The organism is Pseudodesulfovibrio profundus (assembly GCF_900217235.1).
GTDB lineage: Bacteria > Desulfobacterota > Desulfovibrionia > Desulfovibrionales > Desulfovibrionaceae > Pseudodesulfovibrio > Pseudodesulfovibrio profundus.
The window spans coordinates 3,985,606-3,998,654 of sequence record NZ_LT907975.1 but is presented as its reverse complement, the minus strand read 5'-3'; the positions used below and the strand labels follow the sequence as shown (position 1 = coordinate 3,998,654).

Annotated in this window: 11 protein-coding genes; 5 read left to right on the top strand and 6 right to left on the bottom strand. The window is 51.1% G+C overall.

The window, feature by feature from the left end:
* Positions 1-4: 4 nt before the first annotated feature.
* The 5 genes from DPRO_RS18705 (at position 5) to nhaB (ending at position 5,958) form a co-directional block, all read left to right on the top strand.
* On the top strand, positions 5-343 hold the full coding sequence (locus tag DPRO_RS18705; RefSeq protein ID WP_097013441.1) for a NifB/NifX family molybdenum-iron cluster-binding protein: 339 nt from the start codon (positions 5-7) through the stop codon (positions 341-343).
* Positions 344-736: 393 nt separating this feature from the next.
* Entirely contained in the window at positions 737-1,258 is a 522-nt protein-coding gene (locus tag DPRO_RS18700; protein WP_097013440.1) for a CBS domain-containing protein, read from the top strand.
* A 26-nt stretch (positions 1,259-1,284) separates the two neighbouring features.
* Positions 1,285-2,760, top strand: a complete 1,476-nt coding sequence (locus DPRO_RS18695; RefSeq protein ID WP_097013439.1) for an SLC13 family permease — start codon at positions 1,285-1,287, stop codon at positions 2,758-2,760.
* A gap of 96 nt (positions 2,761-2,856) precedes the next feature.
* The gene (locus tag DPRO_RS18690) at positions 2,857-4,281 is read left to right on the top strand and encodes a transferase (protein WP_097013438.1); all 1,425 of its coding nucleotides are present in this window, start codon (positions 2,857-2,859) and stop codon (positions 4,279-4,281) included.
* 54 nt (positions 4,282-4,335) lie between these two features.
* Positions 4,336-5,958 (top strand): sodium/proton antiporter NhaB, encoded by a 1,623-nt coding sequence (nhaB, locus tag DPRO_RS18685; RefSeq protein ID WP_097013437.1) that lies wholly within the window; start codon positions 4,336-4,338, stop codon positions 5,956-5,958.
* Between the two features lie 134 nt (positions 5,959-6,092).
* Here nhaB and DPRO_RS18680 read toward each other — a convergent pair whose 3' ends face one another.
* The 6 genes from DPRO_RS18680 to ldhH form a co-directional block, all read right to left on the bottom strand.
* Positions 6,093-6,857, bottom strand: a complete 765-nt coding sequence (locus DPRO_RS18680; protein ID WP_097013436.1) for a substrate-binding periplasmic protein — start codon at positions 6,855-6,857, stop codon at positions 6,093-6,095.
* A 43-nt stretch (positions 6,858-6,900) separates the two neighbouring features.
* Positions 6,901-8,055, bottom strand: a complete 1,155-nt coding sequence (locus tag DPRO_RS18675) for a hybrid sensor histidine kinase/response regulator (RefSeq protein WP_097013435.1) — start codon at positions 8,053-8,055, stop codon at positions 6,901-6,903.
* Positions 8,056-8,200: 145 nt separating this feature from the next.
* Positions 8,201-8,569 (bottom strand): hypothetical protein, encoded by a 369-nt coding sequence (locus tag DPRO_RS18670; protein WP_097013434.1) that lies wholly within the window; start codon positions 8,567-8,569, stop codon positions 8,201-8,203.
* Positions 8,570-8,670: 101 nt separating this feature from the next.
* Complete coding sequence (locus tag DPRO_RS18665) at positions 8,671-8,973, bottom strand: Dabb family protein (protein WP_097013433.1); 303 nt, start codon at positions 8,971-8,973, stop codon at positions 8,671-8,673.
* A gap of 135 nt (positions 8,974-9,108) precedes the next feature.
* Positions 9,109-10,689, bottom strand: a complete 1,581-nt coding sequence (locus DPRO_RS18660) for a methyl-accepting chemotaxis protein (protein WP_097013432.1) — start codon at positions 10,687-10,689, stop codon at positions 9,109-9,111.
* Positions 10,690-10,897: 208 nt separating this feature from the next.
* Positions 10,898-13,048 carry an L-lactate dehydrogenase (quinone) large subunit LdhH gene (ldhH, locus tag DPRO_RS18655; RefSeq protein ID WP_097013431.1) on the bottom strand — a complete coding sequence of 717 codons (2,151 nt, stop codon included), beginning with the start codon at positions 13,046-13,048 and terminating at the stop codon, positions 10,898-10,900.
* Position 13,049 lies beyond the last annotated feature (1 nt).

Genomic DNA, 13,049 nt, shown 5'->3' with positions numbered 1-13,049 from the left:
TTCAATGGCAAAAACACTGATCCCTCTTCACGACAACGAACTCGCCCCCCGCTTCGACATGGCCAGCGAAGCCCTGATCGTAACCATCACTCGTGAGACCAGCGCCATGGGGCGAATCGATGAGCGCGTCGTTGTACTTGATGCTCCATCCGGCGAATCCATGTGCCGCCTTGCCATCAATGAAAGCATAGAAACCGTGATCTGTGCTGGCATAGAAAAGGAATTTTTTGAATTCCTCGAATGGAAAGGCATCCGCGTTCTTGATGATATTTGCGGCCCTGTCGATATCATTTTGGAAGCCTTCCTTGGTGGCACCCTTTCAAGCGGTCAATACTACTACTAATCAAAATGTTTCTTATCGTTTCACATTGAAACAACAAGACCCGTTCATTTTGTTTCATTTTGTTTCAAATCGTGCTTGCACTTTTTTTCACATCCATTTCTTGACGCAAACAATCAATTGCTATCTATAACTTTAGGTGTTTCCTCATAGCACTTTGCTTTTTCAATGTGCTTGGATTCATCGGCGCTTTCCTGTCGTTCGCAGACGGCAGACCATCCAGTGAGTGATGTGCAGGCGTCGCTGGGAGTTTGGTACCACCGGACCGAAGGGGTTCGGTCCGGTGGTCCAAAAGCCAACAGGTGTGATGTTTACGAAGACGCGCCCAATATCGAATTCCAAACGAGAGCGGCGTCTTGTCATGAGTGTAAACGAAACTTCTTGGGAGGAAGTTAGATGAAAGTAAAAGACCTGATGATCCCTGTCGGAGAATACAAGACGGTCGACAAGGATGCCTCACTGGCAGACGTCGTCAATGTATTGAACGACAGCGGACACCGCGATGTGTTTGTCGTGAACAATGAAGGCGACCTTGAAGGCGTCCTGACCATGACGGACATCCTCGTTGCGCTGGAGCCGAACTACAAGAACCTGAACAACAAAGATCTCGATTCGGATGTTCTTTCACGCCGCTACGTGGCCGACCTCTTCAAAGAGTACAACCTCTGGGGCGACTCTCTGCACGAGATATGCAAACGCGGTGTTGGCATCAAGGCCGGAGAAGCCATGCATATCCCTGCAAAAGGGGAATACCTCAACGAAGATGACGACATCGACCAGGCCATGCATCGCTACATTGTCGGCGCTCATCAACCAATTTTCGTCCGTGCCAACGGCACCATCACCGGCGTCATCCGCCTTAACGATGTTTTCAACGAGGTCAAAAAGCGTATGCTGACCTGCGTTGCTGAACTATAAAATCGAGATAAATTGAGGAGTTTATCATGGAAGCAGCACAGGCAGCCAAACCCGATTTCGATTGGAAACGCCTCGTTTTCATGCTGACAGGTGTCGCCCTGTTCGCATTTGTATATTTCTGTCCACAATGGCCCGATGCCATTGACCCCAACGGCAAACACTTTGTTCTCACCCCTGAAGGGAAAGGCGCCATCGCCGTTTTCCTGCTTGCCGGAACATGGTGGGTCTTTGAAGTCGTCCCCATCGGCATCACCTCTCTGATGATCGGTATCCTGCAGGTCATGTTCCTGATCCGTCCCGCTAAAGTGGCGTTCAAGGACTTCATGGACCCGTCGGTACTGTTCATCTTTGCCTCCATCATGATCGGCCTGGTCTTCACCAAGACCGGCCTGACCAAACGGTTGGCCTACAAGATGCTTGATGTCGTTGGCGAGCGAACCTCGATGATCTATCTTGGTGTATTCGTCGTCACAGCAGCTCTGACACACATCATGGCTCACACCGCTGTTGCAGCAACCATCTATCCGCTGCTTTTGGCGATCTACGCCCTGTACGGTGAGGGTGACAAGCCTACCAAGTTTGGTAAGGGTCTTTTCATCGGCATGGCTTACGTTGCCGGTGCTGGTTCGATCGTCACCCTGCTCGGTGCAGCACGCGGTGCCGTTGCTCTCGGTTTCTACAAGGAAATCATCAACGTCGACATCGGCTTCTTCGAGCTGAGCTACTACATGTTCCCCATCGGATGGGGTATGACCTTCCTGCTGTGGGGCTTCTTCATGATCGTCATGAAGCCTGAGAAAGACCGTATCCCCGGTCTTCGTGAAAAGGCTCGCGAGCTGAACGCCAAAATGGGATCTCTCACCCGTGATGAGATCATGGCTGCGGTCATCGTAGGCGCTGTCATCACCATCATGTCTCTGCGCGCTTTTGTTCCTGCCCTCAAAGCTGTCGACAAAACCGCCATCATTCTGTGTTCCTCTGTTCTCTTCTTTGTCTTCAAGATTCTTGATCTTAAAGACCTTGAGGATATCCCCTGGAACATCATTCTGCTTTTCGCAGGTGCCATGTCCATCGGCTTCTGTCTGTGGGAAACCGGCGCTGCAAAGTGGATGGCCGTTAACTGGCTGGTCCTGTTCTCCGATGCCAACTGGTTCGTATTCGTCATGTCCATCGCCTTCTTCGTCATGATGATGACAAACTTCATCATGAACGTGGCGGCAATTGCGATATCACTACCGGTAGCACTCGTTATCGCGCCGTACCTCGGCGTTGCTCCCGAAGTCATTCTGTACGCTTCGCTGGTCGTTGCCGGTATGCCGTTCCTCCTGTTGGTCGGCGCGGCTCCCAACGCCATCGCCTACGACTCCGGACAGTTCACCACTGGTGAGTTCTTCGGCTGGGGTATTCCGGCGTCCATTCTGCTTATGGTGTTTACAGGCATTGCATGTTACATCATCTGGCCGCTTATGGGCATGCCCGTAACCTTGCCTGTCGGAGGCTAACAGCCTCAGTTTAATATAATGTAATAGTAAAACGGCTGCTCATCGTGCGCGATGAGCAGCCGTTTCTGAATACACAATCTAACCCAGAGTAAGATCATGGAAAAACTTGAAGCACTCTTTGATCATATCACGGCCCGAGTTAACGTAAACCTCAAGCCCATGGGTATTGATGTCCGCAACCTGCTCAAGAACGCCATCCCGCGTGAGCGCCACCTGCAATACTATGCATTCTACGCACTGACCGAGGATCATCCGATCAGTTTCAAATTTACCCATTCCAACCTTGCCGGGACCTATATGCTTGGCAAAACTCAAGTTGATCGTTCGGTCCTGTACAAATCAGATGTTCGCGGCGACGAACTGAAACGCAAAGGCGACGTCGTGGAATTCAATGGTGTCAAAACCAAACTTTTCTATGATGAAGTTATTCGCATCATCAATTCATTCCTTTGCAAAACCCTTGTTCACAACCACTCGAAGAACCCTGAAGTTCCGGAAGTTTTCCGCATCCTGAACACGGTTGCCATGCATTACTCAAACATCCATGGGACCACGACGGAAGGCGTTTATCTCGGCCCCTTCTCCACTGTAGACCTGTCCGTCATGCACAATTGCGTGGTCGGCGACTACTCTTACGTCCAGGCTGGCGACCTTTCCCGCCAGACCATTGAACCTGGCCGCGTTTGGGTCAAAGCCAACGGTCTGTTTGAGTTCAATTACGTGTACCCTGAAGGGGTGGTCGAGCAGTATGTGAAACTGGACGAGAATGGCAAGCTTTCCGGTAAATTCATCGACTATGTGGATGAGTTCAAAGAAGATTTCGTTCCCATCTACTCCACCGTGCAGCTCGAACAAATGCACGGCAATGAAGCAGAAGGTTCATACGTTTCCCCCTACGCAGTTATCAAAGGCGATTGCACCATCGGCAAGAATGCACTGATCGCCCAGCGCGCCCACATCGAGAACTCGTCCATTGGCGAAGGCGCAAACGCTCAGGAAAACTGCTACATCAAGAATTCCACATATGAGGGTGGCAACGTCACCGCTCACGGGGGGAAGGTCATCAACACCACAAGTGGACGAAATGTCTTTGTCGGATTCAACTCGTTTGTCCACGGCACCGACGAAAATCGTATCACAATCGGTCGCGATTCCATTATAATGCCGCATACTATCATTGACGCAGTAGAGCCAATTACGATACCTGAGAACTCGGCTGTCTGGGGATATGTTACTAAGCAGGCTGACCTGGAAACCCAGAGTGTGAATCTGGATGACCTGGCCAAAGCTACTGACGTAAAATTAGGCAACGCCACATTCAAGGGCGACGGCAAAGCGTTTGTCGATGCGTTCCGTCATCGTATTCAGCACATTCTGGAGGAGAATGGTGCTTTCTATGATGGAACGGACGAGACTCGCGGCCATGCCCAGAAGACTCAGGATGCATGCTTCAACATTCTACAGCCGTTCCAGAGCGGCCCGGATGCTGGCATGTATCCCGCCATGACTATCGGCGGCTAGTAATCGTCACGACTCGCCGTTTCGGAAATCAACTGAGTTGAGGAGAAACCCACAATGGCTCAAACACTGACACAGGCCTTCGGCAAAAACTTCCTTGGCAATGCGCCGAACTGGTACAAGCTGACTATTCTTAGTTTTCTTGTACTTAACCCTATTCTCATGTTCACGGTCGGTCCCTTCGTTGCAGGTTGGGTATTGATCGGAGAATTCATTTTCACGCTTGCTATGGCACTCAAGTGCTACCCGCTTCCCGCTGGTGGTCTTCTCGCCATTCAAGCCGTGTTCCTTGGATTGACGTCTCCAGCCACCGTGTATCACGAGGCCGAGGCCAACTTTGAGGTAATCCTGCTGCTGATCTTCATGGTCGCAGGCATTTACTTCATGAAGGACTTCCTGCAGTTCACCTTTACACGCATCCTCACAAAGGTGCGTTCAAAAATCCTGATCTCGCTGCTTTTCAGCTTCGCAGGTGCCTTCCTGTCCGCCTTCCTGGACGCACTTACTGTTACTGCGGTTATCATCGCTGTAGCGTATGGTTTTTATAACGTATACCACCGCTTTGCATCTGGTAAGACCATGCAATGCGAACACGATCTGTGCTCCGACACCACTGTCAAGGAAACACAGCGTGCAGAGCTTCAGCAGTTCCGCGCATTCCTGCGCAACCTGATGATGCACGGTGCTGTCGGTACTGCCCTCGGTGGTGTCTGCACCATCGTTGGTGAACCCCAGAACCTGCTCATCGGCTCTGAAATGGGCTGGCACTTTGTGCCCTTCTTCCTCCAGGTAGCTCCTGTCTCCATGCCGGTTCTCGCGATCGGTCTGTTGACCTGTGTTCTGGTCGAGAAGTTCAAGATATTCGGATACGGCGTGGAAATGCCGGGTAACATCCGTTCTCACCTGCTTGAAACCGCCATCAAAATGGAAGAAAAACGCGGCATGGCCGGTAAGGCAAAGCTCGTTATCCAGGCTCTCGTCGGTATCTGGCTGATTGTCGCACTTGGGCTGCACCTCGCCGAAGTCGGTATCATCGGTCTTTCCGTCATCGTCCTGCTCACTTCCTTCAACGGCTTCATCGATGAGCATCAGCTTGGCCCCGCGTTTGAAGAGGCTCTGCCCTTCACCGCCCTGCTGGTTGTCTTCTTTGCCATCGTCGGCGTAATTCATGACCAACACCTCTTCAAACCGGTCATGGATGTCGTTCTGGCGCTGAAGGGACAAACTCAGATGGCTGCCTACTACATTGCCAACGGCGTGCTCTCCATGATCTCGGACAACGTCTTCGTTGCTACCGTCTACATCTCGGAAACCAAGCTGCACTTCATCAAGGTGCTTGATGCCATTCCCGGCATCGGCATGACCGGTGAAGCTCTGATGGCCAAGCTGACCGATGCCAATGTACATCGTGCAGATGTCATCGCCACCCTCCCGCAGGGTATTCAGACTCAGGTTGCCGAGACCATGTTACAGTTCGATAAGCTCGCTGTATCCATCAACACGGGTACCAACATCCCGTCTGTTGCAACCCCTAACGGACAAGCCGCATTCCTGTTCCTCCTGACCTCTGCTCTGGCACCGGTCATCAGGCTCTCTTACGGCCGTATGGTTATGCACGCATTCCCGTACACCATCACCATGTCCATTACCGGTCTTATTGCCACCTACTACTTCCTGTAGAACTGGCAAACTCTGGAAATAAACAAGGCCGCCGATGTCAAATCGGCGGCCTTTCTTTTTTGCGTCAACGGTTGATCCAGAGTTTATGAAACCACTCTACATCGATCTTCGACTGTCACTATTGTCCCAGCTTGTTAATCCAATGAAAAATATCGTTCGATATACTCTCGTTGGATCTTTTGAAATGAAACATGGGTCAACCCCTCATCAAGAACCTTCCTGAGAGATTCACCATGCATGTCTTTGCGAAAACACACGTGAAGACTCAGCACGCCCATGAGCTTTTGCATGACATGCAAATCGTGGCGGTGGGAATACAGGAGATAATCATTCAACAGCAGATAATTGAACGTGTTGCTGTCAACAACTCCCATATCAACTCTTCCGGCAACGACCTTTCTGAGGTTGAAAATGTCGGAAACCGCTTCATCAGTACGGATACGGCCTTTTGTGACCATGGAATCGAATTCCGGGGTGTTGAGGTACCCTCTGACAGTACCAATCAGGTAGGATTCAAGGTCATCCATGGTAGTCCACTGAATCTCACGTTTTTTGAGCTTGGCAAAACCGAGGGAGCTTTCCCCTATTATCTCGGAATATGAAAATTGATTTTCACGTCCTGGATACTCAGGAAAATACCCATCAATCTCAGGATCATTCACGAATTCGTCGATGGCCCTGCTCCAGGGAAAGAAACGTATTTCAAGCTCATACCCCATTGCTTTGAAGGCCTGTCTTACAACACGAGTCGAAGCTCCTTCTGCCGGCAACTCCTGCCCTGTATATGGAGGCCAGTACAACGAGGCGAGAACGACTTTCTTATCCTCGGCATCCGCCACATACGGGAAAGGGGCCAGCGCCAACCCGAGCACACAAAATACCAACAGCAGCTTTTGCATCAATCGTTACCCAATAAGAGACAAGAATCAGTACACTTGGCCATTAGTCAACCCCAGTCATTTCCCTACGGGGAATGACCACTTTGACAGTCGTCCCCTTTCCTTCGACCGAGTTGATTGCCACATCCCACTGGTGTTCCATGGCCACACGGCGCACGATGCACAAGCCCATGCCAGAGCCATCCGGTTTACGAGTAAAAAATGGGTCATACACAAACGGCAAATCAGCCTGACTGATCCCTGTTCCATAGTCTACTATCTCGATCATGCATGACAATCGTTCAGGGTGAACGGTTATTTCAATGGTCGGGGTATTTCCACTGAAGTCGACACAGTTATCCAAAATTGCCCCCATTGCTTCAACAAACAGTTCAGGGTCAACCAAAATGGACTGATCTGGCGTCATCAGCTTCCATTGTATATTGTGCGATGCATCAAGCCCCTGTTCCACACGCTCCATGGCACGCTCAAGCAACTCGCGCACATTGCACGCGCTAACTTCTTTCATATGTACCGAGGCAAAACTGGTGACATCATTAACCATGCCTTCCAGTTTGGCCGACTCCTCAAGTATGGTCTCCAGGTACTCCTCCACACCTTCAGGAAGCTCTTTACGGCGAATGATATTGGCAAAACCAGCTATGGCGATGGTCCTGTTACGCACTTGATGCGCAATGGACATCGCCAACAGGTGTAACCCTCGCCTGGAGTCATTAATGACCTTGAGATCACGGTATGACCGGATAGCCGTGGTTACCGCAGTAATCAGGCGATCCGCCGTGAGTTCGGTCTTTTGCCGGTAATCGTTGATATCAAGCTGGGTGACGACATCACGTTCGGGAGCCTCGCCAGCCTGCCCGGTGCGAAGAATGATGCGCAGAAGCTGATTTCGTACTGTCGACCGGATATACTCCGCGACCTCCAGCCCGGCCTTTCTCGTTTCCATGACAACATCAAGGAGCACCACGGCAGCGTCAGGATGGTCGAGGATCAATTGCTTTGCCTCTGCACCGGAGTAGGCGCTCAAACAGGTTACCTGCCGCCCCTGAAAGGTGTATCCCTCCAGTACGAGCTTGGTAACATTATGTACGTCCGGTTGATCGTCGACAATGAGCACTTTCCACGTGCTACCGGAAAGCTCTCCAGCCGCAGTGGTGGAATCGTCCTGCTCATCGGCAAACAATAAAGTATCATTCATACTGAATCACTATCAGTTTTACAGGGTTATCACAATCACACGTATCGTATTAGCTTACTCTCTTTCTCGACAATATTAATGATAATCAATAAAAAAAGCCTGCTATGAAAACTAAGCAGGCTTTTTAATAGCGAGTCGATTTCTCTCACTCATCCATTGAAGGCGAACTGGCAAGGTGATCTCTGCACAACCAGAGGATGGACTGTGTGTTCGTATCAAAAAACGGACTGACACTATGCTCCTCGCCGCAGACGGCGCACTTATACTGGCCCTCGCACTGAGGGAAGCACTCATAATTATTGAGCATGTTATTAAAACGATTGATATAGGGAAACATGGGGTGCTTCTTGTGCCGCCGGATATCCTTGCTGTTGAGCTTGCCGTTGTCATTCACTTTCACCGTGATCATGCGGGAACGGTTGATGACCCCTTCCTTCTTGTTCATCACGACTTTAACAGGCTCTTCCCAACGACAAATAATCCTTTTACGGTCCTGATCAAAACGCATTGACATGGTTTTCTCCTTTCGTAACGTCGTCCCACCTTGTCACGAGCACCGACAATCACGTCGAACCATGGCTTTCTAAAACCAGCGTATACCACCCCGGTTTTTTATCAGACTTGATAGTCCAGTGCCTTACGGCCGGTAACAACCGTCTTGACGAAGGCAACACATGCCTGGTGCTCAGGATGGCCCTGATAATGATTCAAGGCATCCACATCATCATGCTCGGAACACAACACAATATGACATTCAGGTTCAGCTGCTACGATGTCGTAACTCACTTCAAGGTGACGCAATCCGTCGATTCGACCGTTCAGCGCTTCGAGCATTTCTTTCATCTTTGCGGCATTCTCTTTTGCAGGAACACCGTCCACTTCCTCTTTCAACGTCCACATGACGATATGTCTGACCACAACGCGACTCTCTTTACAATTTCTGCCTTTTCAATCAGTTGCGAAGATGCTCGGGCAGTAGATACATCTCCACACTACTATATATAATCACACATTACGTTATTGTCACCCCAAAATACGACTTTTGTATGCCGGTTACTGCATATCGCGTATTACGGTTGACAATTTCGATGCCAATTTTGAAAGCCTGGTGATGGATTCAGTGGCCTCATTCATAAGTGAATCCGTTTCATTACAAACACGAGTCACATCGGCAGTTGCTCTATTGATTTCATCACTCGTCGCAGACTGCTGCTCTGCAGCCGTTGCAATAGCCCGCACCTGATCAGCTGTGGATTCGGCCACCATGACAATACGCTTCAGCGCCTCACCCGAACGATGAGCATTTTCCGTGCTCTTCTGTACGGAGCTGACTGCGATCTCGGTAGCATGCACATTGTTACGGGCACCACCCTGAATTCTGGTGATGGCCTCATGCACTTCGCTGGTCGCCTGCATGGTCTTCTCTGCCAGTTTGCGTACTTCATCAGCAACAACCGCAAAACCACGCCCAGCCTCGCCTGCACGAGCAGCCTCAATGGCGGCATTCAGGGCGAGTAAATTCGTTTGATCGGCAATATCCTCGATAACGCTCAAAACCGTTCCAATACCATCTGCGCTCTTATCCAGTTCCTCCATGGAAGCCTTCAATTCATTCGCATGAGAGGCAACTTCTTCAATGGATGAAACGACATCGGTCACGATCTGCGAACCAGCTTCAGCCTGCGTACGCGCATCATCGGCATTCTCCGCCGCTTCCTGCGCATGACGGGCAACCTCCAGCACGGTTGCATTCATTTCTTCCATTGCCGTGGCAGTTTCGGAAGTACGATCTGTTTGCATGCAGGCACCGGTTTGCGCCTCACTCACCAGGGATTCCAGTTGCGACGCTGCTGCTGCCAGTTCTTCGGAAACAAGGGTCGCTTCACTGGCCGCTTTGGCAATGCGCTCGTTCTGACAAACGATCTCCTGCTCGCGCTTCTTGAGCACTGTCGTATCGAGATAGAGACAACAACCGCCAATGACCATGTCCTCGACATCTGTCAAAGGGAACAGATTCAAAATAGCATTGATATCAGAGCCATCGGCATGCTTGAAAACAGCATCGCGTCCCGTAACGCGAGAGTTCTCCTCCATACAGGTGCCAATGAGCGATTTGCGGTCATCCTTGTAGAATATCTGGGAAATCATTTTACCGTAGTATGACTTGGGATCTTCGTGAGAACCAAGCATCTCCAGACATTCACGATTCAGAAAAGTAATGCGTTCCTCGGTGTCGACAATACAGACAGGCACAGGAAGCCCTTCGAGTACTGACCGGGAAAAACCCAGCCGTTCCTTGAATTGGGCGGCCAACTCTCCCACCATATCACCGAGTCCGGGGATGGTTTTGGTAACCATCTCGTCATCGGCCTTGCGATAATTTCCATCCAGAATATTAGCCGTATAGCTGACGATATTCTTAAGAGGCTTAACCAGACCACTTCCCAGGAAATAGGTCAGGGCAACACCAAGCAGACCAAATGCAGTCAAAACACCAAAAAGAACCGCCGGAGCGATCCAGGATACATCGGCAAACTGATAGAGACAGAAAGTGGCGACAATGCCAACGAGAAGAAATGTGGAGAAAGAGAGTACGACGAAGCGTTTTAGATACGGAATCTGATTAGTATTCATTTTCATCCTATCCTTTATATTCAGCTGTTTATACCGAACAAGTCCGTACCCGCCTGTTCTTGAGCTGTCCAGAAATATATGGTTCCCCGCCCCGCAGCGGGCGGGGAACCGACATGAAGGCTGTTCATCTTAGGAGGAAGCGTGGCAGTTGCTTCGAGGGATTGCGGTCCAACCTAAAGTGAGTGCCTCATGTATGACAGGGTGAAGGTTACTTTTTGTTATCGGCCAGAACTTCAGCCACGTGGCGAACCTGAATCTTGGAACCACGTTTCTTGAGACCGCCGCGCAGCTGCATGATGCAACCCGGGCAATCGGTCAGCAGCACCGAAGCGCCTGTTTCTTCCACATTGCCAAGCTTCTTGTTCAGCAGCTCGGATGAAAGCTCAGGGAACTTCATGGAGAAGGTTCCACCGAATCCGCAGCAGACTTCCTCTTCTGCGCACTCGACGTACTCCATACCACCCTTCTTGATCAGGTCGCGAGGAGCATCGTGAACATCCAGTCCGCGGCACAGGTGACACGGCGCGTGGTAGGTGGCCTTGGTTCCCACTTCGCGGAAGTCGGATTTCTTGACCTTGAGCACATCATTCACGAAGGACGAGTAATCGATCACCTTGGAGGCGAACTCATCTGCCTTCATCTTCAGCGCAGGCTTGTCCATGACCAGCTTGGCATAGTTGTGCTTGAGGTGGGCTGCACACGATGCACACAGCGTGATGATGTAGTCGTATGCTCCGGTCTCAAAAGCGCGGAGGTTCTGCACGGCAACATCACGGGAGACTTTCATCTCACCCATCATCTGGACGGGAAGTCCGCAGCAGGACTGTTCCATGGGGTATTCCATGTCGACATCGTTGTCGGCGAATACTTTGACAGCAGCCTGCATCTGTTCAGGGTAGACGAAGTCCTGCACGCAACCGGAGAACAGCGCCACACGGTGCTTGGGCTTGTCCACGTATGGACGGTTCTTTTCCCACCAATCGCGAAATGGTTCTTCGGCAACAGTCGGCAGTGCGCGGAACCCGTGCTCCTTGGCAAAGATCATCGGCAGATGACGAATGTATCCGTCTTTTTCCGCAATGGGCTTCTGGCCCCACTTGGCTGTACGCAGCAGTGTGTGGAAGAGCTTGCGGTTCTTGAGCACAGAGCTCAGGAGGCGCTGAGGCAGCGGGCTGCCGTCTTCTTCCATGATCTGGGCGTGAATGGCTTTGATGAGTCGCGGCAGATCAATGCCACCGGCACAAATATCCTTACACGCTTCGCAGTTGATGCAGTTCTGAACGATGTTCTTGGCTTTCTCCTTCCCGTGGAAGAAGTAGGTCAGAATCAAACCGATGGCACCGATATAGATGTGGCCCATCTTGTGACCGCCGACCAACCGGTAAACCGGGCAGACGTTGGCGCAAGCGCCACAACGGACACAGCGGTTGACCTGAGAGAACAACGGATCTTCGATCAGCTCGGAGCGGCCGTTATCCAGAACAACGTAGTGAATTTCTTTTTTGTCATCTTCGCAGGCCAGACACTCGTTGGCACCGGTGATCCATGTCACGTAAGACGTGATCTGCTGACCGGTGGCGTTACGCGGCAGCACCTTGAGGATGCGCAGCGCGTCATGCAGCTTGGGCAGCAGCTTATCAATACCCATGAGCGCAACGTGTACACGAGGCAACGTGGAAACAAGACGGGCGTTACCTTCGTTGGTGACCAGTCCGATACCGCCGGTTTCGGCGATGGCGAAGTTGGCACCGGTGATACCCATGTCAGCATCGACATACTTCTGGCGCAGCTCGCGACGAGCGACCTTGACCAGTTTTTCGATGTCGGCTTCCTGCTGTTTGCCGGTCACGTCGGTGAACAGGTCTTTGACCTGATGACGTGAAAGGTGAATGGCAGGCATAACCATGTGCGAAGGACCTTCGTGACGCAACTGGATGATCCACTCGCCAAGGTCGGTTTCAATGACTTCAAACCCTTCATCTTCCAGATCATGGTTGAGGAGGGTTTCCTCAGCAGTCATGGATTTGGATTTGACGATGGATTTGCAATTGGTGTCCTTGGCAATCTGCGCGATGATCTTGTTGGCATCATCAGCAGTTTTAGCAAAATGGACATGGATACCGGCAGCTTCGGCGTTTTCCTTGAACTCGGTGTAGAGTTCCTGGTAATTGGCGGCAGCCGCATCCTTGCAATCGGCAATATTCTGGATCAAACCGCGAACGTCCATGTCTTTGAAGGCATTGGCGCGTCCGGCGCGGTAGGCAACAGCAAAATTATCGAGGGTCGTACGCAGGAAGTCGTTATCGAGCGACTCACGCATGTCCTCGCGGTATTCTTTCAGGTTGTTAGCTTTCTGCATG

Coding starts and splice junctions, on each gene's coding strand:
- ldhH (WP_097013431.1), bottom strand. CDS start 13,048: ATGCAGAAAGCTAACAACCTGAAAGAATACCGCGAGGACATGCGTGAG.
- DPRO_RS18700 (WP_097013440.1), top strand. CDS start 737: ATGAAAGTAAAAGACCTGATGATCCCTGTCGGAGAATACAAGACGGTC.
- DPRO_RS18670 (WP_097013434.1), bottom strand. CDS start 8,569: ATGTCAATGCGTTTTGATCAGGACCGTAAAAGGATTATTTGTCGTTGG.
- DPRO_RS18675 (WP_097013435.1), bottom strand. CDS start 8,055: ATGAATGATACTTTATTGTTTGCCGATGAGCAGGACGATTCCACCACT.
- DPRO_RS18695 (WP_097013439.1), top strand. CDS start 1,285: ATGGAAGCAGCACAGGCAGCCAAACCCGATTTCGATTGGAAACGCCTC.
- DPRO_RS18680 (WP_097013436.1), bottom strand. CDS start 6,857: ATGCAAAAGCTGCTGTTGGTATTTTGTGTGCTCGGGTTGGCGCTGGCC.
- nhaB (WP_097013437.1), top strand. CDS start 4,336: ATGGCTCAAACACTGACACAGGCCTTCGGCAAAAACTTCCTTGGCAAT.
- DPRO_RS18690 (WP_097013438.1), top strand. CDS start 2,857: ATGGAAAAACTTGAAGCACTCTTTGATCATATCACGGCCCGAGTTAAC.
- DPRO_RS18705 (WP_097013441.1), top strand. CDS start 5: ATGGCAAAAACACTGATCCCTCTTCACGACAACGAACTCGCCCCCCGC.
- DPRO_RS18660 (WP_097013432.1), bottom strand. CDS start 10,689: ATGAATACTAATCAGATTCCGTATCTAAAACGCTTCGTCGTACTCTCT.